The following is a 21,828-nucleotide window of genomic DNA, read 5'->3' as shown; positions in this document are numbered from 1 at the left end:
GATGGCCCCGTAGGACAGGATCGGCTCTCATGGACCTGCTGAACACGCTGGTGGACAAGGGGCTTCGGCGCGAACTGCCGACCCGTGAGGAAGCGCTGGCCGTCCTGGCCACCTCCGACGACGATCTGCTCGATGTGGTGGCCGCGGCCGGGAAGGTGCGCCGCCGCTGGTTCGGCCGGCGGGTGAAACTCAACTACCTCGTCAACCTCAAGTCCGGCCTGTGCCCCGAGGACTGCTCGTACTGTTCGCAGCGGCTCGGCTCGAAGGCGGACATCCTCAAGTACACCTGGCTCAAGCCCGACGACGCCTCCCGGGCCGCGGCGGCGGGCCTGGCGGGCGGTGCCAAGCGGGTCTGCCTGGTGGCCAGCGGGCGCGGACCGACCGACCGGGACGTGGACCGGGTCTCGGAGACCATCAGGGCGATCAAGGACCAGAACGAGGGCGTCGAGGTGTGCGCCTGTCTCGGACTGCTCTCCGACGGCCAGGCCGAGCGGCTGCGCGCGGCGGGCGCCGACGCGTACAACCACAACCTCAACACCTCCGAGTCGACGTACGGCGACATCACGACCACCCACACCTACGCCGACCGGGTGGACACGGTGAACAAGGCCCACGCGGCGGGGCTGTCCGCGTGCTCGGGGCTCATCGCCGGCATGGGCGAGAGCGACGAGGACCTGGTCGACGTCGTCTACTCGCTGCGCGCGCTGGACCCGGACTCGGTGCCGGTCAACTTCCTCATCCCGGTCGAGGGGACCCCGCTGGCCGCGGAGTGGAACCTCACCCCGCAGCGGTGCCTGCGGATCCTCGCGATGGTGCGGTTCGTGTGCCCGGACATCGAGGTGCGCATCGCCGGTGGCCGCGAGGTCCATCTGCGGACCATGCAGCCGCTCGCCCTGCACCTGGCCAACTCGATCTTCCTCGGCGACTACCTGACCACCGAGGGCCAGGCGGGCAAGGACGACCTGGAGATGATCGCGGACGCCGGCTTCGAGGTGGAGGGCAGCGACCAGGTGACGCTGCCGGAGCACCGCGCGCGGGCCGGGGCCGGCTGCGGCCCGCACGCGGGCGGCGCGGACAGCGGCGCCCCGCAGGACGGCGGGCGCGGGTCGCACGGGAGCGGCGGGTGCGGGTCGCACGCGGACGGTGGTGTCTGCGCTGCGACGACGCCTCCGGCCGCCCCCGCGAGCCCGGCCGAGCCCCGCACCGACCTGGTCGCGCTGCGCCACCGCGGTGCCGGAACGGACCTCGCGCCCAATGCCTGACCCGTCCGGCCGGCGGGTGCCGGAGTTGCTGGATCTCGACCGGCGGCACGTGTGGCACCCCTACGGCCCGATGCCCGGCCGTCAGGAACCGCTCGTCGTGGAGTCGGCGAGCGGGGTGCGGCTGAAACTCGCCGGCGGCGAGGGCGAGCTGGTGGACGGGATGTCGTCGTGGTGGGCGGCGATCCACGGCTACCGCCACCCGGTGCTCGACGAGGCCGCCCGCGCGCAGTTGGCGCGGATGAGCCACGTGATGTTCGGCGGGCTCACCCACGAGCCCGCCGTCCGGCTCGCGAAGCTCCTTGTCGACATGTCTCCCGACGGTCTGGAACATGTCTTCCTGGCCGACTCCGGCTCGGTCTCGGTCGAGGTCGCCGTGAAGATGTGCCTGCAGTACTGGCGCTCGCTCGGCAGGCCGGAGAAGCGGCGGCTGCTGACCTGGCGGGGCGGCTACCACGGGGACACCTGGCAGCCGATGTCCGTGTGCGATCCCGAGGGCGGGATGCACGAGCTGTGGTCTGGCGTGCTGCCGCGCCAGGTCTTCGCGGACGCGCCGCCGGCCGGGTACGACGAGACGTACGCGGCGCACCTGCGCGAGCTGATCGAACGCCACGCGGGCGAACTGGCCGCCGTGATCGTCGAACCGGTGGTGCAGGGCGCGGGCGGGATGCGGTTCCACTCCCCCGCCTACCTGCGGGTGCTGCGCGAGGCGTGTGACGCGCACGGGGTGCTGCTGGTGTTCGACGAGATCGCGACCGGGTTCGGCCGCACCGGCGCGCTGTTCGCGGCGGACCACGCGGCGGTGACCCCCGACGTGATGTGCGTGGGCAAGGCGCTCACCGGGGGTTACCTGACCATGGCCGCGACGCTGTGCACCGCGCGGGTGGCCGACGGGATCTCGCGCGGCGAGGTGCCGGTGCTGGCGCACGGCCCGACGTTCATGGGCAATCCGCTGGCCGCCGCCGTGGCCTGCGCCTCGATCGGACTGCTGCTGGGTCAGGACTGGCTCGGCGAGGTCAAGCGGATCGAGGCGGGCCTGCGGGAGGGACTGGCTCCGGCGGCTCGGCTGCCGGGCGTGCGGGACGTACGCGTGCTGGGCGCCATCGGGGTCGTCCAGCTCGACCGTCCGGTGGACATGGCGGCGGCGACCCGGGCCGCCGTGCGCGAGGGCGTGTGGCTGCGGCCGTTCCGGGACCTGGTGTACACGATGCCGCCGTACGTCACCGACGACGCGGACCTGGCACGGATCGCCCGCGCGGTGTGCGCGGCGGCGCGGGAGGGATGAGATGCCGGTACTGGTGATCACGGGGACGGGCACGGAGGTCGGCAAGACCGTCGCGACGGCCGCCGTCGCCGCGGCGGCCCTCGCGGCCGGCCGGTCGGTGGCCGTGCTGAAGGCCGCGCAGACGGGTGTGGGCCCGCACGAGCGCGGGGACGCCGACGAGGTCGCGCGGCTCGCCGGTCCGGTGACGGCACGTGAGGTCGCCCGCTACCCCGAGCCGTTGGCACCGGGCACGGCCGCGCTGCGTGCCGGACGGGCGCCGGTGCGGCCGGAGGAGGTGGCCGAGGCCGCCGCCAAGCTGGCGACCGAGCACGACCTGGTGCTGGTGGAGGGCGCCGGCGGCCTCCTCGTGCGGTTCGACGCGGCGGGCGGGACCCTCGCGGACGCCGCGAAGCTGCTGCGGGCCCCTGTGCTCGTGGTCGCCTCCGCCGGGCTCGGCACGCTGAACACGACCGAGCTGACCGCCCGTGCGCTGCGCGAGCGCGAGCTGGCCCTGCTCGGTGTGGTGATCGGCAGCTGGCCCGCCCGCCCCGACCTGGCCTCCCGGTGCAACGTCGCCGACCTGCCGCTGGTGGCCGGCGCCCCCCTGCTCGGCGCGCTGCCCGAGGGTGCGGGGGCACTGGCGCCGGCCGCCTTCCGCAGGGACGCCGGGCAGTGGCTCGCGCCGCGCCTCGACGGCAGCTGGGACGCGGCGGCCTTCGCGGTGCGCGAGGCGCCCGCGCCGTTCGGTCAGGCCGGGCGCGCTCCCGCGCACTGACGGCTCCTCGCGCTCCCGCGCGTGGCAGCGGGCGTGCTCCCGCGCGCGGGTGGCGGCCGCGCGTGCCGGGCGGCCGGACGGGGGACACTCACCCCAGGCACCGATACGGACCGGGAGGCCAGCATGCCGCCTTGCTCCACCACGGGCTCCGGCAGGGCCGGGCGCGATCCCGTCCGTCATCCGCTGTTCGCCCGCTGCTACGCCCGCCTCAGCGTGGCCGCGGAGACCCGGCTGGGCATGGCGGGGCTGCGCGAGCGGCTGCTGGCCGGTCTCACGGGACGGGTGATCGAGATCGGCGCGGGCAACGGGCTGAACTTCGCGCACTACCCCGGCGGGGTCGCGGAGGTCGTCGCGATCGAGCCGGAGCGCCTGTTGCGGCACAAGGCCGTGGCGGCGGCCCTGCGCGCCGACGTGCCGGTCGACGTGGTGCCGGGGTGCGCCGAGGCGCTGCCGGTCAAGAGCGAGGCCTTCGACGCGGTGGTGTTCTCGCTGGTGCTGTGCAGCGTGCACGACGTGTCCCGGGCCCTGGCCGAGGCACGGCGGGTGCTGCGGCCGGGCGGCGAGGTGCGGTTCCTCGAGCACGGCGTGGGCGGCGGCCGGGCGATGCGCCTCGCCCAGCGGGCCCTGGACCGCACGGTGTGGCCGCCGTTGAGCGGCGGCTGCCGTCTGTCGCGCGATCCGGTGGCCGCGCTGCGGACGGCCGGTTTCGTCCTGGGTCCCTGCCGCCGGGTGCTGCTGCCGGAGACGGGGCCGGTCCTGCCGAGTTCGTACTGCTCACTGGGCACGGCCTGGCGCCCGGCCGCGGACGGACGGCACGACCCGGGCGGGGGGCCGGGCCCAGGGTCCCGGTCCGGTGCGGGAGGCGGGCCCGGCGCAGGCCCCTGATCAGCCGGTCACGCGCTCCACCGGCGCAGTTCTCGGGCGATCTCGTGCACCGAGGCGTCCCCCCTCTTGACCAGCCGCGCCAGATCACGCACCTGTTCGGGCGAGGGGGAGACCTTCAGTCCGCTGGCGACCAGGTACGCGTACGCCACCGCGGAGGCGAACAGCGCGTTGGAGCGCTCCAGGGCGGGGACGTGGACGAGGAGTTGCAGCAGCGCGGCGGCGCGCGCCTGCGGGGAGTCGTAGACGGGCACGTCGAAGATCTCGGCGCGGTGGCGCGCCACCGCGGCCACCAGGGCGCCCCAGTCGGTGACCTGGGGGTCTCCGGGTGTCATGCGTTCGGCGAGCATGAGCAGCCAGGCAAGGTCGATGCGGACGTCGCTCAAGGGCTCAGCGACGCCCTTCGCGGTGATGCGTGACGTCGTCCGCGACGATCGCGCGCTCTTCGCCGGCGACGGTCGCGGGGCCCTCGGCCGCGGCGATGGCGCGGCCCTCGTCGCCGACGGTCGGGGGTTCCTCCTCCGCCGCCTTCGGGTGTTCCCCGTCCGCGACGGTCGCGGGGTCCTCGGCCGCGCTCGGCACCGGTCGGCGTACGGACGCTCCGTCGAACTCCTGCGCGAAGACGGCCTCGTAGCTCTTCATGAAGTCGGCGGCGGCCTCCACGAAGGTGCGGCCGATCTCGCCCGTGTCCTGACGGACCAGTTCCTCGATGTAGCGGTTGACGCTCATGCCGCGGGCGAGGGCGCGTTCGCGGGCGGCGCGGGCCGTGCCCTCGTCCACCCGCACGTTCAGCTGGGTCTTCGCCATGCCTCGACGCTAGCGCCGGACCGCTAGCAACGGCAAGGGAGGACAGGAACGGCGGCGGTGCCCGCAGGACCGGCTCGGCCCTCGGGGGGATACCGGCCGGGCGGTCGGTCACACTACGCTCGACCGGGGAGAGAAAAGTTATGAGTCAGGACATTCCGGGCCGACCCGCCGCCGAGGAGGCCACCGTGTCCCCACCCGTCGTCATGCCGGGCCGTGCGCCGGCCGCGGGCGCGGCGGCCCGCGCCCGCGGGCTGACCAAGGCGTACGGATCGGGCGAGACGGCCGTACTCGCCCTGGACTCGGTGGACGTGGACATCGCCCGCGGCCGCTTCACCGCGGTCATGGGTCCCTCCGGCTCCGGCAAGTCCACGCTGATGCACTGCCTGGCGGGGCTGGACACCGTGTCGGCCGGGCAGGTCTGGATCGGTGACACCGAGATCACCGCTCTGAAGGACCGCGAGCTGACCCGGCTGCGGCGGGACCGGATCGGGTTCGTGTTCCAGTCGTTCAACCTCATCCCCACGCTCGACGCCCTGGAGAACATCACCCTGCCGATGGACATCGCGGGCCGCAGGCCCGACCCGCGGTGGCTGGACCAGGTCGTCGACACGCTGGGGCTGAGGGACCGGCTCGGGCACCGGCCCGCGCAGCTCTCCGGCGGCCAGCAGCAGCGGGTGGCCTGCGCGCGGGCCCTCGCCTCCCGGCCGGAACTGATCTTCGCGGACGAGCCGACCGGCAACCTCGACTCGCGGGCGGGCCTGGAGGTGCTCGGCTTCCTGCGGGACGCCGTCGACGGCCTCGGACAGACCGTCGTCATGGTGACCCACGACCCGGGCGCCGCCGCCCACTCCGACCTGGTGCTCTACCTCGCGGACGGCCGGATCGTCGACGAGATGCCCCACCCGACGGCCGAGGCGGTGCTGGAGCGCATGCGCCTGTTCGCCGGGGCCGACCTGCGCCCGCCCGCACCCGGTCTGATCGGCGGCCTGCCGGCAGGCGGCGGCCCCCTGTTCCGCGACGGGGACGGCACCGCCGTCGAGGAGGCCTGACCGGCGTGCTCAAGGCGACGCTGCGCAGTTTCCTCGCCCACAAGGGGCGGCTGCTGCTCTCCGCCCTGGCCATCGTGCTGTCCGTGGCCTTCGTCGCGGGCAGCACGATCTTCTCCGACACCGTATCCCGCACCTTCGACCGGCTCTTCGCCTCCACCGCGGCCGATGTCACCGTGGCCCCCCGGCAGGAGCTGAGATCGCCCCTGCACACGGGGGCCGTGCAGACCGTGCCCGCCTCGCTCGCCGGACGGCTGTCCCGCGTGCCGGGCGTCGCGGCCGCCCACGTCGACGCCTCGGTCGACACCGTGGTCGTCGTCGACAGCCGGAACCGGCCGGTCGGCCCGACCACCGGCGCCCCCACCGTCGCCCGAAACTGGGAGGTCACCGACCACAGCCCGGTGAGACTGACCTCGGGACACGCCCCGCACGGCCCCGGCGAGGCCCTGCTGGACGCGGACACGGCCGCGCACCAGCACGTGCGGACCGGTGACGTGCTGACGGTCCAGGCGCAGCCGGGCACCTTCCGGGTGCGGGTGGTGGGCATCGCCACCTTCACCACCACCAATCCGGGCGCGGCGCTGCTGTACCTCGACACGCCGACCGCGCAGACCCGGCTGCTCGGCTCGACGGCCCGCGCGACCAGCATCTCCGTCGACGCGGCGGCCGGCGTCACGGACACCGGGCTGCGAGAGCGGATCGTGGCGGCACTGGGCAGCGGCGCCGGGGCGTACGACGTGAAGACTGCGGCCGAGCACGCGAGGTCGGCCGCGGCGAGCCTCGGCCCCTTCCTGGCGATCATCAAGTTCGTGATGCTCGGCTTCGCCGGGATCGCGGTCCTCGTCGGTGTCTTCCTGATCGTCAACACCTTCGCGATGCTGATCGCCCAGCGCACCCGCGAGCTGGGGCTGCTGCGCGTCCTGGGCGCCGACCGGCGGCAGGTGCGCCGGTCGGTGCTGACCGAGGCGGTGCTGCTGGGCCTGGCCGGCTCCACGCTGGGCCTGGCGGCCGGCATCGGTCTCGCGGCCGGCCTGATCCGCCTCCTGGGCGTCTTCGGCATGCACCTGCGCACGACCGAGATGGTGATCGGGTGGACGACACCCCTGGCCGCGTACGTCATCGGGGTCGGCGTGACGTTCGTGGCGGCCTACCTCCCGGCCCGCCGCGCCGCGGCCGTCTCCCCGATGGCGGCCCTCGCGGACACCGAGGTCGCCGGCGTGGGGCGGCCCCTGAAGGTCCGCGCGGTGGCGGGGGCGGTGCTCGGCACTGCGGGTGCGGTAGCGCTCGGGGGGTGCGCCGCGGCCGGCCGGACCGCGACCGCCGTCACGCTCCTCGGGTTCGGTGTCGTCCTGACGCTGGTGGCGACCGTGATCGCGGGCCCGCTCCTGGTGCGTCCGCTGATCCGGGTGCTGGGCGGCTGGTTCCCCGCGCTCTTCGGCGCGGTCGGCCGGATGAGCCAGCGCAACGCCCTGCGCAACCCGCGCCGGACCGGTGCCACGGCCGCCGCCCTGATGGTGGGCCTCGCCCTGGTCGGCGGGATGTCGGTGGCCAGCGCCTCCATGACCCGCTCCATCGACCACCAGATCGAACGCACGCTCGGCGCCGACTACATCGTGCAGAACCGCACGTTCATGCCCTTCCCGCAGCAGGTCACGCACACCGTCCGGGCCACTGCCGGGGCGGGTCTCGTGGTCCGGCAGCGGCTGGCGGCGATCGCGGTGCGGCTGCCGGACGGCAAGCGGGTCGAGACGGTCGCCTCCGCCTACGACCGTCGGCTGGACGACGTCGCCCACATGACGTACTCGGCCGGGAACACCGCGACGGCGCTGGCCGGCGGGCACCTGGCCATGGACGTGGACTTCGCGCGCAAGCACGGCGTGCGGCTGGGCACCGCAGTGCCCGCGGAGTTCCAGGGCGGACTCCGGGGCGACCTGACCGTCGGAGCCCTGACCGACCAGGACACGGCGGAGGGGTTCGGTCTCCAGGGCGGCCTGTACCTGGGCATCGGCACCCTGGACCGGTACGCCCCCGGCACGCAGGACGCCGCGTTGTACGTGAACGCCGCCCCGGGCACGAGCCCCGCCCGGCTGCGCGAGCGGCTGGAGAAGACCCTCGCCCCGTATCCGACCGTGCAGGTGCGTGACCAGGCCGACTACAAGAAGCTGGTGCACGACCAGATCGCGGTGCTGCTCTACCTGGTCTACGCGCTGCTCGGGCTGGCCATCGTGATCGCCGTGCTCGGAGTGGTGAACACGCTGGCGCTGTCGGTGGTGGAGCGGACGCGGGAGATCGGGCTGCTGCGGGCCATCGGGCTGGCGCGGCGGCAACTGCGGCGCATGATCCGGCTGGAGTCGGTGGTGATCGCGGTGTTCGGCGCGGTCCTCGGACTGGCGCTCGGACTGGTGTGGGGGCTGTGCACCCAGCGGGTCCTGGCCCTGCAGGGGATGAAGACGCTGGCGATCCCGTGGAGCACGATCGTGGCGGTCGTGATCGGCTCGGCCGTGGTGGGGATCGTCGCGGCCCTGCTGCCGGCCCTGCGGGCGTCCCGGATGAACGTGCTGGCGGCGATCGCGCACGAGTGAGGGGACCGGTGACCGAGGCGGGGTGAGCGGAGAGACGGCGGAACGGCGGAACGGCGGAACGGCGGGGCCGAACGTCCGCATGATGGAATTCGGGCTCGATGCACGGGCCTGGGTGGTGGGATCGCGCCATGACTGACATGCGTATCCGGCCCGCGGTCCCCGCCGACCTCGACACCGTGCTGGCCTTCTGGCGGACGGCGGCGGAGGGCACGAGCATCAGTGACGACCGGGACGGCGTGGCACGACTGGTCGCACGCGACCCGGAGGCGCTGCTGCTGGCGGAGGACGCCGGTGAGCTGGTCGGCACCGTGATCGCGGGCTTCGACGGCTGGCGCTGCCACCTGTACCGGCTGGCGGTGCATCCCGGGCGCAGGCGCCGGGGCATCGGCTCGGCCCTGCTCGCCGCCGCCGAGGAACGCTTCGTACGGCTCGGCGGGCGGCGCGGCGACGCGATGGTGCTCACGCGCAACGAGCGGGCGCACCTCGCCTGGCGGGCGGCGGGTTACGCGCCGGAGGAGCACTGGCGGCGCTGGATGAAGCCGCTCGCGGACCGGACGGACTGACCGGAAGCCCGGCACTCCGGAGGGTATTTTTGCCCGTCCTTTACCATGGAGGGACACCCGGTCCTCCATGAAAGGTTGTGAGCGTCCGTCCATGGGCGAGCCTCCCAGTAGCCGTACGCACCACCGCGCGATCCCCCGTGTCCTGGCCGACCATGGGAGGGGGGTGACCCGATGACCGAAGTGCTCCTCCTGCTCGTGGCGGTCCTGCTGTCGCTGGCCTGCGGCGCCTTCGTCGCGGCCGAGTTCTCGCTCACCACCGTCGAGCGCGGCGCGCTGGAGCGCGCGGCCGAGCGCGGTGAGCGCGGCGCCGCCGGTGCCCTAAAAGCCGTACGGAACCTGACGTTCCAGCTGTCCGGCGCGCAGCTCGGCATCACCGTCACCAACCTGGTCGTCGGCATGCTCGCCGAGCCCTCGATCGCCAAGCTCCTCGCGGGTCCGCTCCAGTCGCTGGGCATCTCGCGGTCCGTGGCGACCTCCGTGGCCCTGGTCGTGGGCACCGCCCTGTCCACCGTGTTCCTGATGGTGGTGGGTGAGCTGGTGCCCAAGAACTGGGCGATCTCCTCACCGCTGGCCGTGGCCCGGCGCGTGGCCACCCCGCAGCGCTGGTTCAGCGGCGCGTTCCGCCCGTTCATCACCCACCTGAACAACACGGCGAACCGCGTGGTGCGCAGGCTCGGGGTGGAGCCCGCCGAGGAGCTGGCCTCCGCGCGCGGGCCCCAGGAACTGGCGGCGCTGGCCCGGCACTCGGCCAAGCAGGGCGCCCTGGAGGCGGACACCGCCGAGCTGTTCGTCCGCACGCTCAACCTGGCCGACCTCACCGCGGAGAACGTGATGACGCCGCGGGTCCAGGTCGTCGCCCTGGAGGCCCAGGCCACCTGCGAGGACGTGGCGAACGCGACCCGGGCCACCGGTCTGTCCCGCTTCCCCGTGTACCGCGGCAGCCTGGACTCGGTGGTGGGCACGGCCCACGTCAAGGACGTCCTGGCGGTGCCCGCCGAGCGCCGCACCCACCTGCGGGTCTCCGAGATCATGCGCGAGCCGATGCTCGTCCCCGAGTCGCTGACCGTCGACCGGCTCCTGGACCGGCTGTCCGGCAGGCGGACGATGGCGGTCGTCATCGACGAGTACGGCGGCACGGCCGGGGTGGCGACCCTGGAGGACATCGTCGAGGAGGTCGTCGGCGAGGTGCGCGACGAGCACGATCCGCACGAGACACCCGACCTCGCCCCGGCCGGGGCGGACGACGAGGGCCGCTCCCTGTTCTCGGCCGACGGCTCCGCCCGGGTCGACCAGTTGGCCCGCGTGGGCTGGCGGGCGCCCGACGGTCCCTACGAGACCCTGGCGGGCCTGGTCGCCGCGGAACTGGGCCGGATACCGCAGACGGGCGACGTCCTGGACGTGGCGGGCTGGCGGCTGGACGTGGTGGACGCGAGCGGGCGCCGCGCGGCCCGTGTGCTGCTGCACGCCCCGCTCGACGGCAGCCGTCACGACGCCGCCGCCGCGGTGCGCGACCGGCACGCGGACAAGCACCTGAGCGACGGGAAGAGGGCCGGCCGGTGACCGCCGTACAGATTCTGATCGGTCTGGCGACCCTGGTCGTCAACGCCTTCTTCGTGGGCGCCGAGTTCGCGCTGATCTCGGTGCGCCGCAGCCAGGTCGAGCCGTACGCCGAGGAGGGCGACCGGCGCGCCCGGAGCGTGCTGTGGGGCCTGGAGCACGTGTCGGCGCTGCTCGCGGCGGCACAGCTCGGCATCACCCTGTGCACCCTGGTCCTCGGTGTGGTCGCCGAACCCGCGATAGCGCACCTGCTGGAGCCGGTGTTCCACGCGGTCGGTGTGCCGTCCGGGGCGGGCCACGCGGTGTCGTTCGTGATCGCGCTGGCGCTGGCGACCTATCTGCACATGCTGCTCGGCGAGATGGTGCCCAAGAACGTGGCGCTCGCGGAGCCGGTGCGCAGCGCACTCCTGCTCGGCCCGCCGCTGGTCGCGCTGTCCCGCGCGCTGCGTCCGGTGATCTTCACGGTGAACACGTTCGCCAACGTCCTGCTCAAGCTGCTGCGGGTGGAGGCCAAGAACGAGGTCTCGGCCACCTTCACGGACACGGAACTGGCCGAGATCGTCAAGGACGCCAGCGAGGCCGGTCTCATCGACGACCGGGCGCAGGAGCGGCTCCACGACGCGCTGGAGCTGGGCAGCCGACCGGTGCGCGACGTCGTGCTGCCGCTGGAGCAGGTGGTCTACGCCCGTCTCGGGGTCACTCCTGAGCAGTTGGAGCGGCTGTCGGCCGAGTCCGGCTTCTCGCGCTTCCCCGTGGTCGACGAGCAGCGCCGGATCATCGGGTACCTGCATGTGAAGGACGCGCTGGACGCCTCGCCGCGCACCGAGCCGTTCCGGCCGCGTGACATGCGCCCGATCGCCCGGGTCAGGGAGAGCACCCCGCTGGACGACGTGCTGACCGCGATGCGCGGCAGCCGTACGCACCTCGCGGCGGTGCTGGGCACCGACGGGCGGCTGGCCGGGCTGGTGACGATGGAGGACGTGCTGCGGGAACTGTTCGGGCAGCGCGTCTGAGGCAGGGGCCCGCCGTCCTGACCGAGGCGGGCGCCAGCGGGTGGCCCAGGACCCGGGGCCCGGGTGGTCGGTCCAGGCGGCGGGCCCGGGTGGCCGGTCCAGGCAGCGGGCCCGGGCGGCGGGCCTGGCTGGTGGTCCCGGCCGGTGGGAATGGGACCTGCCCGGTGAGACCGACCGCTTGGTATGCGGATGTGGCGGTGGGTTACCATCGCTCACGCCATGCAGACGAACGCCACGAACCCCCCGTACTCCAGCCTGGTCGCGGTCGGCGACTCCTTCACCGAGGGCATGTCGGACCTGCTGCCCGACGGCTCCTACCGGGGCTGGGCCGACCTGCTGGCGGCCCGGATGGCCGAGCGCAGCCCCGGCTTCCGGTACGCCAACCTCGCCGTGCGGGGCAAGCTCATCGGGCAGATCGTCGACGAGCAGGTCGAGGCGGCGGCTGCCATGCGGGCCGACGTGGTCACCCTGGTCGGCGGACTGAACGACACCCTGCGGCCCAAGTGCGACATGGGCCGGGTGCGCGGACTGCTCACGCAGGCGGTGGAGCGGCTGGCGCCGTCGTGCAGGCAGCTCGTGCTGATGCGCAGCCCGGGCCGCCAGGGCCCCGTCCTGGAGCGGTTCCGGCCCCGCATGGAGGAGCTGTACGCCTGCGTCGACGAGCTGGCCGAGCGGCACGGCGCGGTCGTCGCCGACCTGTACGGGGCCCCGTCGCTCGCCGACCCGCGCCTGTGGGGCGTGGACCGGCTGCATCTGACCGAAGAGGGCCACCGCCGGGTCGCGGAGGCGGTGTGGCAGGCGCTCGGCCACGAGCCGGAGGACCCCGAGTGGCGCACGCCGCTGCCCGCGACCGTGCCGCCGGGCTGGCTGACCCGCCGGGCCGCGGACGCCCGTTTCGCCCGGGAGCACCTGCTCCCCTGGATAGGCAGGCGGCTGACCGGCCGCTCCTCCGGTGACGGGCGCCCGGCCAAGCGTCCCGAGCTGCTGCCCTACCCGGGCCCGGACGCGGCCGGCGCGCAGCACCTCGGCTCCTCCGGTTCCCGGCCCTCGTAGGTTCGGACGAAGGCCCCGGTGGCGCTGGCCTGCACGATTCGCCAGTAGAATCCGTACACGTGACTTCCGCTCCCGCCAAGCCCCGCATCCCCAACGTCCTCGCCGGACGCTACGCCTCCGCCCAGCTCGCCACGCTGTGGTCGCCCGAGCAGAAGGTGAGGCTGGAGCGGCAGCTCTGGCTCGCCGTGCTGCGCGCCCAGAAGGATCTCGGGATCGACGTCCCGGATGCGGCCATCGCCGACTACGAGCGTGTTCTGGACCAGGTCGACCTGGCTTCCGTCGCCGAGCGCGAGAAGGTCACGCGGCACGACGTGAAGGCACGGATCGAGGAGTTCAACGACCTCGCCGGGCACGAGCACGTGCACAAGGGCATGACCTCCCGCGACCTCACGGAGAACGTGGAGCAGCTGCAGATCCGGCTCTCGCTGGAACTGGTGCGCGACCGCTCGGTGGCCGTCCTGGCCCGACTGGGCAAGCTGGCCGCGGAGTACGGCGAGCTGGTCATGGCCGGCCGCTCCCACAACGTCGCCGCGCAGGCCACCACCCTGGGCAAGCGGTTCGCCACCGCGGCCGACGAGCTGCTGGTGGCGTACGGGCGGGTCGAGGAACTGCTGGGCCGCTATCCGCTGCGCGGCATCAAGGGCCCGGTCGGCACCGCGCAGGACATGCTGGACCTGCTCGGCGGCGACGCCGCGAAGCTGGCGGAGCTGGAGCGGCGGATCGCCGCCCACCTGGGCTTCGGCCAGGCCTTCACCTCGGTCGGCCAGGTCTACCCGCGCTCCCTCGACTACGAGGTCGTCACCGCGCTGGTGCAGCTCGCGGCGGCCCCGTCGTCGCTGGCCAAGACGATCCGTCTGATGGCCGGGCACGAGCTGGTCACCGAGGGCTTCAAGCCCGGCCAGGTCGGCTCCTCGGCGATGCCGCACAAGATGAACACCCGTTCCTGCGAACGCGTCAACGGCCTCATGGTGATCCTGCGCGGCTACGCCTCGATGACCGGCGAGCTGGCGGGCGACCAGTGGAACGAGGGTGACGTCTCCTGCTCGGTGGTGCGCCGGGTCGCGCTGCCGGACGCGTTCTTCGCGCTGGACGGACTGCTGGAGACCTTCCTCACGGTGCTCGACGAGTTCGGTGCCTTCCCCGCGGTGATCGCCCGCGAGCTGGACCGCTACCTGCCGTTCCTCGCCACCACCAAGGTGCTGATGGGCGCGGTGCGCGCCGGTGTCGGCCGTGAGGTGGCCCACGAGGCCATCAAGGAGAACGCCGTGGCGACCGCGCTCGCCATGCGCGAACAGGGCGCCGAGCGCAACGACCTGCTCGACAAGCTGGCCGCCGACGAGCGCCTCCCGCTCGACCGCGCGCAGCTGGACGAGCTGATGGCCGACAAGCTGTCCTTCACGGGCGCCGCCGCCGACCAGGTCGGCGCGGTCGTCGGCCGTATCGAGGCGATCGTCAAGGAGCACCCGGAGGCCGCCGCCTACGCCCCGGGGGCGATCCTCTGACCCGCTTCACCCAGGCACAGCTCGAGGCCGCCCGCGACCGTCTCGTACCGGACGTGGTCGCGGACGGTCTCAGCGTGCTGTTCTGCGGCATCAACCCCGGTCTGACGACCGCCGTGACGGGCCACCACTTCGCCCGCCCCGGCAACCGGTTCTGGCCGGTGCTGCACCGCTCCGGGTTCACCCCGAGACTGCTCAAGCCCGCCGAACAGGACGAGCTGCTGTCGTACGGGCTCGGGATCACCAACGTGGTGGCCCGGCCCACGACGGCCCGGGCCGACGAGCTGACGGCGGAGGAGTACCGCGAGGGCGGGCGGCTGCTGGCGCTCAAGGTGGCACGGCTGCGGCCCCGGTGGCTGGCCGTGGTCGGTGTCACCGCGTACCGGGCGGCCTTCGGCGAACGCCGGGCGCAGGTCGGGCCGCAGGAGCGGACGATCGGCTCCGCCCGGGTGTGGGTGCTGCCCAATCCGAGCGGTCTGAACGCGCACTGGACAGCGGAGACCATGGCCGTGGAGTTCGCCCGGCTGCGGGCGGCGGCGGAGGCCGTGTGACGGCGTGCGGCCGTCGCGGGAGTCGAGGTGGTCGTGGCCGTCCCTCCGGCCGCCGCCCTCGTGGTGGTCCGGGAGACGCGGCACTCACGCCGGTCATGGCGGGTCGGTGGCCGTGACGACCGCCAGGAGCTGGAAGGGCAGCTCCTGGTCCCACTGGGAGACGCCGAGGGCTATCCACCGGCCGCTCCCGGACGCCCGCCACACCTGGACGTCGGGCACGTGCCCGCTGAGCGAGGCCCACGGCTCCGCCGTCTCCTCCCCGCGCGTGACCCGTTCGAACACGCTGTACAGGCTGAACGCCTGCGGACTCCCCCACCGCTCGGTCAACCGCTCCCCCAGCCCGTCGCGGTCGCACTGGAACTGATCCGCCGTCTCCTCCCGCCGGCTGCCGTCGTCCTCCCAGAAGTCGTCGCTCGTCGCCAACTCGGCCATCAGGTAACCCGGCCCCGCCGTGCCGACGTCCGTCCTGGTGGGCTCGGCGGGAAACGCCGCGGCGCACAGCCGGTCGATCACAGCGAGAGCCTTCGCGATGTCCATGCGTTCCAGTAAAGCGGCCACCACTGACAATTGGCGGTGCGTCAGGCGGGGGTGCGCGCGCTGCGGCGGGAGTACTGCGCTGGCGGAGGGCCTGACGGCGATCGGGGCCGGGGGCCCGCCCGGGACCGGACCGGCCGGGCCGGCTGCCCCCGGGCGGCACCGCACCCGCCGTACCGGCACTCGCTGCCCCGGCCCGCGCCGAGTACGATCCGCCCAACACGCGCACGAGCTGGGAGGACGGACGTTGGGGCGGCTGACCGGCGGGGATCCCTCGCTGCTGCGAAGGATCAATTCCGCGGTGGTGCTGCACGCGCTGCGTGCCGCGGACTGCGCGACGCTCACGGAGATCACCCGGCTGACCGGCCTGTCCCGGCCGACGGTCGAGGGCGTCGTCGAGGACCTCGTGGAAGCGGGCCTGGTCGCCGAGAAGGCCGCCGAGGAGGGCGCGGCCCGGCGTCAGGGGCGGCCCGCACGGCGCTACCGGTTCCGGGCCGAGGCCGGGCACCTGCTCGGCCTGGAGATCGGTGCCCACCGCGTCGCGGCGCTCCTGTCCGACCTCGACGGGCGGGTGCTCGGCGCCCAGGCCAAGGAGGTGGGCGAGGCCGCCGACGCGGACGAACGCCTGGAGCGGCTGCGCACCGCGGTCGCCGAACTGCTGCGCAGGGCCGGGGTTCCGCGCAGTTCGCTGCGGGCCGTCGGGGTGGGAACCCCGGGGATCGTCGAGGCGGGCGGTGTCGTGCGGCTGGGCACCGCGCTGCCCGGCTGGACGGGCCTGAACCTGGGCGAACGGCTCGGGCGCTCCTTCCGGTGCCCGGTGCTGGTGGAGAACGACGCCAACGCGGCGGCGCTCGCCGAGCACTGGAAGGGCGCCGCCACCGCCTCGGACGACGTGGTGTTCGTGCTGGCGGGGCTGAGCCCGGGCGCCGGTTCGCTGATCGGCGGCCGGCTGCACCGGGGGTTCGGCGGTGCCGCCGGCGAGATCGGCGCGCTGCACCTGCTGGGACGGGACGTCACGCCCGAGACGCTCCTGTCCACCACGGACCAGCCGCTGCACCCCCTGGACGAGCAGGCGGTGGCGGGCGTCTTCGCCCTGGCCCGGGAAGGCGACCAGCGGGCCCTCGCGGCCGTGGACCGCTTCATCCAGCGGCTCGTGCACGACGTGGCGGCACTGGTGCTGGCCCTGGACCCGGAACTGGTGGTGGTCGGCGGCTGGGCGGCGGGCCTGGACGGGGTACTGGAACCGCTGCGGCGAGAACTGGCCCGCTACTGCCTGCGGACCCCGCAGGTGACCCTGTCGGTGCTCGGCGAGGCCGCCGTGACGACGGGCGCCCTGCGGCTGGCCCTGGACCACGTCGAGGAGGAGCTCTTCGCCGTGGAGAGCACGATGACGAACCGCCGCTGAACCCCGCGGGCGGCGGCACCCGCAGGGCTGGGCGCCGGGCCCCGGCGGGGCGGCTCCACGGCGGCGGCCGCTCCGCGGGGCGGCGCAAAGGCCCGTCAGCCGGTGGTCAGGAGGCCTTCCGTTCCGGGCCGTGGTGGATCTCCACACGCCCTGAGTCCCCGAAGGTGAGCCGGCAGGTGTCGGCCCGGTAGGTGGCCACGGAGAGCGCGGCGGTGCCCCCCGCGGCGACGAAGCGCGTCGTCACCACGAGGACGGGCGCGCCGGGCAGCCGGTCCAGCTCCTTGGCGTCGTCGGCGCGGGCCGAGCCGAGTTCGACCGCCCGTTCCTGGCCCTCCAGGTCCAGGCGCTGCAGCTCGCGCAGCACGGCACGCGCGCGTGCCGGTCCCGAGGGCGCGTCGATCGCGGTCAGGTCGGGCACCGAGGACGCCGGCACGTACAGCAGCTCGGCGGCGACCGGCTGGCCGTGGCTCACCCGGGACCGGCGCACCGTGTGCACGGGCTCGTCGCGGTCGCCCCCCAGGGCGTCGGCGACAGCCGCGGGCGGTACCGCCTGGACGCAGTCCACGGGATGCCAGGCGTCGTCCGCCGTGCCCGGCCAGGTGTGCTGCTCGCCGCCGACCGCCACACCCACGCGCGGGGGTGCGACGGTGGTCCCGACCCCGCGGCGGCGCTGCAGTCTGCCCTCCAGCTCCAGCTGTTCCAGGGCCTGGCGCAGGGTCGCCCGGGCCACTCCGAAGCGCGCGGCCAGGTCCCGCTCGTTGGGCAGGATCTCGCCGACCGAGAACTCGGAGTCCAGTGCCTCACTGAGCACGGTCTTCAGGTGCCAGTACTTCGGCTCCGGCACCGATTCCAGCTGCGTGGTCCCCACCCTGTCCTCCGCAATCGCCGTGGTTCGGCGGCGTTTCAGCGCCCTTGTTTATTAAAGGTTGTTGCACTTATCTGCGACCATAGGGCTGCCCTCACCCTTGGTCAAGACCAATCATCGGCCGCATGGGGGCCGGGGCCCGCCGCGGCGCACAGCGTTCACGCGGCGTTCGCGCAGGCGGGCGTTCACGGCATGACGGCGAAGCCCCCGTCATGCGGACGGGGGCTTCGGCCGCCCCGCGGGAGCCGGACGCGGCGCCCCGGGCCGCCGGCCGGTTCGCCGGAGCGGCTCATACGCCGGCGAGAGGCGCCGGTTTGTCTGGATTACGGATGATGTGGACGGTCTTGATCCGGCCGTCGGCGACGCCCACCCGGAAGACGCCGTCGGGCTCGCCGCCGGCCAGGACCGGGGTGGCGGGGCCGCCGTTTGAGCTCCCACGCCGTCCCAGCCGACCCGCGCGGCGGTGTCCAGACGATCCCGGGGAACGGGGGCGCTCCCGTGTGCCGGGGGGGCTACCCGCCGGTAGTAATTGCTGACAAGCTGTCTACCCGATGCCCGCTCGCGATCCCGGCGTCCCGGTGATCCCCGTGCGTGCCCCGCCCCTGACCCCGATGACCCCGATGACCCCGATGAGGAGCATCCATGTCAGCCACCGTCTCCTTCCCGGTCCCCTCCGCGCACGGTCCGCGGACCGTGACGCTGTCCTACGCGCGCGTGGGCACCGGTGAGCCGCTGCTCCTGCTGCACGGCATAGGCCACCACCGGCAGGCCTGGGACCCGGTGGTCCACCTCCTCGCGGCGGAGCGGGACGTGATCTGCGTCGATCTGCCCGGCTTCGGGGAGTCGCCCGCCCTGCCCGACGGGCTGCGGCACGACCTGCCGACCATGAACGCCGCCCTCGGCGCCCTGTGCGAAGCCCTGGAGATCGAGCGGCCCCACGTGGCCGGCAACTCCCTGGGCGGACTGCTGGCCCTCGAACTGGGCCGCGAGAAGCGGGCGCGGTCCGTCACGGCGCTGTCCCCGGCCGGGTTCTGGTCCCAGGCCGAACGCCGGTACGCGTTCGGCGTGCTCCAGGGCATGCGGGCCGTCGCCCGGCGCACGCCGCTGCCGCTGGTCGAGCGGCTGTCGCGCACGGCGGCCGGCCGCACCGTCCTGACGAGCACGATCTACGCGCGGCCGGGCCGCCGTTCACCCGAGGCCGTGGTCGCCGAGACGCTGGCCCTGGCGCAGGCCACCGGCTTCGAGGAGACGCTCAGGGCGGGCGTCGGGGTCCGGTTCACCGACGACATCCCGGGCATCCCCGTCACCGTGGCCTGGGGCACCAAGGACCGTCTGCTGATCCCCCGGCAGGGCGTGCGCGCCAAGCAGACCGTCCCGCGGGCCCGGCTGGTGCGGCTGCCCGGCTGCGGACACGTCCCGATGAACGACGATCCGGCGCTGGTCGCGCGGGTGCTCCTCGACGGGAGCCGCTGAGCGCCGCCGGGCCCGCCGCAGCGCCCCGGAGCCCACGGCGACCCCGGTGCCGACCAGGGCGCTGCCCACGGCCTGGGCAGCGCCGTAGGAACCGGTGCCGGCCAGGGGCGCGGAGCAGGCGGCGGCGACCGGGATGAGGCCCGAGAAAAGCGTGGCGCGCTCGGCGCCGATCCGCTGCACGCCCATGTACCAGCACACGAAGCCGACGACGGTCACGACCGCCGCCTGCCACAGCAGCGCGGCGGCCTCACCCGCGTCCGGGCGCCGCAGCCAGGCGCCGCCGTCGAGCAGGAGCCCCACGGCCGCCGACTCCACGGCGGCGACGGCGCACACCACCGCCGACAGCAGCCGGGGCCCGAGCGGAGACAGCACGGGCACCGCGAGGACCGCGAAACCGGCCTCGCCCGCCAGCGCCCCCGCGGAGAAGGCGATCCCGGCGCCGTCGGTGTGGCCCCAGCCCTGCACCGCGAGGGCACCGACGGCGACCAGGCAGGCGCCCTGGAGCACGGTCCGCCGCGGGCGGCGTCCTTCCAGGAGCGGCACGAGGACCGCCACGACCACCGGGGCGCAGCCGACGAAGACGCCGGGCACGGCCGGTTCGGCGGTGCGCTCGGCGGCGATGACGGCCAGGTTGAAACCGACCATGCCCACCGCGGCGAGCAGCGCGAGCCGGGCCCACCGGCGCGGGGTCAGCCACCGCAGCCGGGCCGCCGCGCCCCGTCCGGCGAGCGGCATGAGCAGCAGACAGGCCAGTGCGTAGCGCAGGAACTGGCCCCCCGCCCAGGGGTAGTGCCCGAGGACGCTGTTGGCGGTGAAGGACCCTCCGACGAGGAGGCAGGCGAGCGCGGCGAGCAGCGCCCCGCGCGAGGTGGTGGCGTTCATGACGGCGACGCTAGGCAGCGCGGCGGTCCGGTTTAAGGTCCACTTCCATGACGTCATCGGGGACCAATCCGCGCGGGCTGACCGGCACCGCCGCCTGGGAGCTGCTGCTGCCGGCCGCGTCCGCGCCCGCCCGCGCGCGCGGACGCACGCTCCAGGCGGCGCTGCGTGAGGCGGTCCGCTCGGGCCGGCTCGCCCCGGGAACGCGGCTGCCCTCCAGCCGTGACCTCGCGGCGGACCTCGGGGTGTCGCGGGGGCTGGTCACGGAGGCGTACGAGCAGCTGACGGCGGAGGGCTACCTGCGCAGCGGGCGCGGCGCGGGCACCTGGGTGGGCGGGGCCGTCCGGGCGGCCCGCCCGCGCGCGCGTGACCTCGCTCCCCGAGCCCCGGGCGCCCGCGCCGACTTCGTGCCCGGCACACCCGACCTGTCCCTGTTCCCGCGCACCGCGTGGGCCGCCGCGCACCGCGCCGTGCTGGCGGACCTCCCCCATCACGACCTGGGCTACCCGGACCCGCGCGGGCTGCCCCGGCTGCGCACGGCCCTGGCCGGGCTGCTCACGCGGCGCCGGGGCGTCGTCGCCGACCCCGAGCGGATCGTGGTCGTCTCGGGCGTGGCCCAGGCCACCTGCCTGCTCGGCTCCGTACTGCACGCGCGCGGTACGCGGCTGGTCGGCGTCGAGGACCCCGGCAGCCCGCAGCACAGCGCCCTGTACGCCTCCGTCGGCGTGGGCACCGTCCCGCTGCCGCTGGACGCGCAGGGTCCGGCCCTCGGGCCGCTGCACCGCGCGGGGCTACGGGCCGTGGTGACCACGCCGTCGCACCAGTTCCCCACCGGCATCGCGTGCTCCGCCCGGCGCCGCACCGAACTGCTGGACTGGGCCCGGTCGGTGGACGGCCTGGTCTTCGAGGACGACTACGACGGCGACTTCCGCTACGACCGTGCCCCGGTCGGGGCGCTCCAGGGCCTGGACCCCGAGCACGTCGTCTACGCGGGCTCGGTCAGCAAGTCCCTGGCGCCCGGGCTGCGGCTGGGGTGGCTGCTCGTGCCCGACTCCCTGGCCGACGAGGTCGTCGAGCGCAAGCGGACCATGGACCTCGGTCATCCGACCGTCGACCAGGCGCTGTTCGCCCACTTCGTCGAGCGGGGCGACTACGACCGTCAGCTGCGCCGCTGCCAGCGCGCCTACCGGGAACGCCGGGACACGCTCGTCGCCGCCCTGCGGGAGCACTTCCCCGGCGTACGGCTCTCGGGGATCGCGGCCGGTCTGCACCTGATCGCCGCCCTGCCGCGACGCTACGGCCCGGAGGACCGGTTCCTCACCCGCGCGAGCGCCGCCGGTGTCGCGGTGCGCACGCTGACGGCGTACACGCACGCGCGTGCGGACACGATCCCGGAGCGCGGCGCGGGCCGGCCGGCCACGGTCCCGGGCGCCGCCCCGGACACGGACACCCGGAGCGGGGGGACCACTCGGACGCGTCCCGGCGGCGTGACCGGCGCGGCGGCGGACCGGGGACGTGACGACGCCGGGCCAGGCGTGTGCCTCGTCCTGGGGTACGCCCACCTGCCGCCGGCCCGGATCCGCGCGGGCGTACGGCTGATGGCGGAGGCGGCCGACGCGTAGGGCCGGCGGCGGACGCGAGCCGCCCCGGCAGGCCGGGTATGTCCGGCGGACCGGGCCTGGCCGGCGGACCGTTTTGTCCGGCGGGCATTGACCGGGCAGCGGGTCGCCGGTCGGGGGGAGCCCGCCGCCGGGCCGAGCGCGCGGCCGGTGTTCACCTGCGGTTCGCGTGTTCGCCGTACCGCACCAGTAGGTGTGGCTG

The 21,828-nt window shown here is 74.6% G+C and carries 18 protein-coding genes and 2 pseudogenes; 15 read left to right on the top strand and 5 right to left on the bottom strand.

Annotated features, from left to right (window positions below; translation table 11 throughout):
- The first annotated feature begins 29 nt into the window (after positions 1-29).
- The 4 genes from bioB (at position 30) to IG64_RS16340 (ending at position 4,183) form a co-directional block, all read left to right on the top strand.
- Positions 30-1,262, top strand: coding sequence for a biotin synthase BioB (bioB, locus tag IG64_RS16355; RefSeq protein ID WP_037856599.1), 1,233 nt, complete (start codon positions 30-32; stop codon positions 1,260-1,262).
- Positions 1,255-2,544 (top strand): adenosylmethionine--8-amino-7-oxononanoate transaminase, encoded by a 1,290-nt coding sequence (locus tag IG64_RS16350; protein ID WP_037856597.1) that lies wholly within the window; start codon positions 1,255-1,257, stop codon positions 2,542-2,544. The genes bioB and IG64_RS16350 overlap by 8 nt, the downstream gene beginning before the upstream one ends.
- 1 nt (position 2,545) lies before the next feature.
- The gene (bioD, locus tag IG64_RS16345; RefSeq protein ID WP_037856594.1) at positions 2,546-3,298 is read left to right on the top strand and encodes a dethiobiotin synthase; all 753 of its coding nucleotides are present in this window, start codon (positions 2,546-2,548) and stop codon (positions 3,296-3,298) included.
- A gap of 123 nt (positions 3,299-3,421) precedes the next feature.
- The gene (locus tag IG64_RS16340; protein WP_051812973.1) at positions 3,422-4,183 is read left to right on the top strand and encodes a class I SAM-dependent methyltransferase; all 762 of its coding nucleotides are present in this window, start codon (positions 3,422-3,424) and stop codon (positions 4,181-4,183) included.
- A gap of 8 nt (positions 4,184-4,191) precedes the next feature.
- Here IG64_RS16340 and IG64_RS16335 read toward each other — a convergent pair whose 3' ends face one another.
- Together IG64_RS16335 and IG64_RS16330 are read right to left on the bottom strand one after the other, a co-directional pair.
- Positions 4,192-4,566, bottom strand: a complete 375-nt coding sequence (locus tag IG64_RS16335; RefSeq protein ID WP_037856590.1) for a hypothetical protein — start codon at positions 4,564-4,566, stop codon at positions 4,192-4,194.
- Positions 4,567-4,777: 211 nt separating this feature from the next.
- Positions 4,778-4,987: pseudogene (locus IG64_RS16330) on the bottom strand (toxin-antitoxin system HicB family antitoxin); the annotation flags it as partial.
- A 203-nt stretch (positions 4,988-5,190) separates the two neighbouring features.
- On the opposite strand from IG64_RS16330, the gene IG64_RS16325 reads away from it, so the two are divergent.
- The 8 genes from IG64_RS16325 to mug all read left to right on the top strand — a co-directional run bounded on the left by IG64_RS16325 (position 5,191) and on the right by mug (position 14,851).
- A complete protein-coding gene (locus tag IG64_RS16325) occupies positions 5,191-6,036 on the top strand; it encodes an ABC transporter ATP-binding protein (protein ID WP_051812976.1) in 846 nt (281 codons plus the stop codon).
- A 5-nt stretch (positions 6,037-6,041) separates the two neighbouring features.
- Entirely contained in the window at positions 6,042-8,615 is a 2,574-nt protein-coding gene (locus IG64_RS16320; protein ID WP_037856588.1) for an ABC transporter permease, read from the top strand.
- A 128-nt stretch (positions 8,616-8,743) separates the two neighbouring features.
- The gene (locus IG64_RS16315) at positions 8,744-9,178 is read left to right on the top strand and encodes a GNAT family N-acetyltransferase (protein ID WP_037856586.1); all 435 of its coding nucleotides are present in this window, start codon (positions 8,744-8,746) and stop codon (positions 9,176-9,178) included.
- Between the two features lie 171 nt (positions 9,179-9,349).
- Positions 9,350-10,738 carry a hemolysin family protein gene (locus IG64_RS16310; protein ID WP_037856583.1) on the top strand — a complete coding sequence of 463 codons (1,389 nt, stop codon included), beginning with the start codon at positions 9,350-9,352 and terminating at the stop codon, positions 10,736-10,738.
- Positions 10,735-11,748: a hemolysin family protein gene (locus IG64_RS16305; RefSeq protein WP_037856577.1), complete on the top strand. Its 1,014-nt coding sequence runs from the start codon at positions 10,735-10,737 to the stop codon at positions 11,746-11,748. Before IG64_RS16310 ends, IG64_RS16305 begins: the two co-directional genes overlap by 4 nt.
- 219 nt (positions 11,749-11,967) lie before the next feature.
- Positions 11,968-12,801, top strand: a complete 834-nt coding sequence (locus IG64_RS16300; protein WP_051812971.1) for an SGNH/GDSL hydrolase family protein — start codon at positions 11,968-11,970, stop codon at positions 12,799-12,801.
- 59 nt (positions 12,802-12,860) lie between these two features.
- Positions 12,861-14,303 carry an adenylosuccinate lyase gene (gene purB, locus IG64_RS16295; RefSeq protein ID WP_037856575.1) on the top strand — a complete coding sequence of 481 codons (1,443 nt, stop codon included), beginning with the start codon at positions 12,861-12,863 and terminating at the stop codon, positions 14,301-14,303.
- Positions 14,300-14,851 carry a G/U mismatch-specific DNA glycosylase gene (gene mug, locus IG64_RS16290; protein WP_078884040.1) on the top strand — a complete coding sequence of 184 codons (552 nt, stop codon included), beginning with the start codon at positions 14,300-14,302 and terminating at the stop codon, positions 14,849-14,851. The genes purB and mug overlap by 4 nt, the downstream gene beginning before the upstream one ends.
- Before the next feature lie 93 nt (positions 14,852-14,944).
- Here the strand turns inward: mug and IG64_RS16285 are convergent, their stop codons facing one another.
- Positions 14,945-15,388, bottom strand: a complete 444-nt coding sequence (locus IG64_RS16285; protein ID WP_037856571.1) for a hypothetical protein — start codon at positions 15,386-15,388, stop codon at positions 14,945-14,947.
- A gap of 244 nt (positions 15,389-15,632) precedes the next feature.
- On the opposite strand from IG64_RS16285, the gene IG64_RS16280 reads away from it, so the two are divergent.
- Complete coding sequence (locus tag IG64_RS16280; protein WP_037856570.1) at positions 15,633-16,790, top strand: ROK family transcriptional regulator; 1,158 nt, start codon at positions 15,633-15,635, stop codon at positions 16,788-16,790.
- Between the two features lie 106 nt (positions 16,791-16,896).
- Here IG64_RS16280 and IG64_RS16275 read toward each other — a convergent pair whose 3' ends face one another.
- A complete protein-coding gene (locus tag IG64_RS16275) occupies positions 16,897-17,658 on the bottom strand; it encodes a GntR family transcriptional regulator (RefSeq protein ID WP_037856569.1) in 762 nt (253 codons plus the stop codon).
- Between the two features lie 639 nt (positions 17,659-18,297).
- Here IG64_RS16275 and IG64_RS16270 point away from each other — a divergent pair.
- On the top strand, positions 18,298-19,128 hold the full coding sequence (locus IG64_RS16270) for an alpha/beta fold hydrolase (RefSeq protein ID WP_037856568.1): 831 nt from the start codon (positions 18,298-18,300) through the stop codon (positions 19,126-19,128).
- Positions 19,129-19,221: 93 nt separating this feature from the next.
- Here the strand turns inward: IG64_RS16270 and IG64_RS38850 are convergent.
- A pseudogene (locus tag IG64_RS38850) lies at positions 19,222-20,010 on the bottom strand (EamA family transporter); the annotation flags it as partial.
- Positions 20,011-20,057: 47 nt separating this feature from the next.
- On the opposite strand from IG64_RS38850, the gene IG64_RS16260 reads away from it, so the two are divergent.
- Entirely contained in the window at positions 20,058-21,629 is a 1,572-nt protein-coding gene (locus tag IG64_RS16260; protein ID WP_037856565.1) for a PLP-dependent aminotransferase family protein, read from the top strand.
- Positions 21,630-21,828 lie beyond the last annotated feature (199 nt).

Source organism: Streptomyces sp. NRRL S-340, from assembly GCF_000720185.1.
In the GTDB taxonomy this organism is placed as follows: domain Bacteria; phylum Actinomycetota; class Actinomycetes; order Streptomycetales; family Streptomycetaceae; genus Streptomyces.
This window is presented reverse-complemented; position numbering and strand designations above follow the sequence as displayed.

Bases quoted from the DNA above. Each gene is read 5' to 3' on its own strand.
- IG64_RS16325 (WP_051812976.1), top strand. From the start codon at position 5,191: ATGCCGGGCCGTGCGCCGGCCGCGGGCGCGGCGGCCCGCGCCCGCGGG.
- bioB (WP_037856599.1), top strand. From the start codon at position 30: ATGGACCTGCTGAACACGCTGGTGGACAAGGGGCTTCGGCGCGAACTG.
- IG64_RS16315 (WP_037856586.1), top strand. From the start codon at position 8,744: ATGACTGACATGCGTATCCGGCCCGCGGTCCCCGCCGACCTCGACACC.
- IG64_RS16260 (WP_037856565.1), top strand. From the start codon at position 20,058: ATGACGTCATCGGGGACCAATCCGCGCGGGCTGACCGGCACCGCCGCC.
- IG64_RS16270 (WP_037856568.1), top strand. From the start codon at position 18,298: ATGTCAGCCACCGTCTCCTTCCCGGTCCCCTCCGCGCACGGTCCGCGG.
- IG64_RS16300 (WP_051812971.1), top strand. From the start codon at position 11,968: ATGCAGACGAACGCCACGAACCCCCCGTACTCCAGCCTGGTCGCGGTC.
- IG64_RS16285 (WP_037856571.1), bottom strand. From the start codon at position 15,388: ATGGACATCGCGAAGGCTCTCGCTGTGATCGACCGGCTGTGCGCCGCG.
- IG64_RS16310 (WP_037856583.1), top strand. From the start codon at position 9,350: ATGACCGAAGTGCTCCTCCTGCTCGTGGCGGTCCTGCTGTCGCTGGCC.
- IG64_RS16340 (WP_051812973.1), top strand. From the start codon at position 3,422: ATGCCGCCTTGCTCCACCACGGGCTCCGGCAGGGCCGGGCGCGATCCC.
- bioD (WP_037856594.1), top strand. From the start codon at position 2,546: ATGCCGGTACTGGTGATCACGGGGACGGGCACGGAGGTCGGCAAGACC.
- IG64_RS16350 (WP_037856597.1), top strand. From the start codon at position 1,255: ATGCCTGACCCGTCCGGCCGGCGGGTGCCGGAGTTGCTGGATCTCGAC.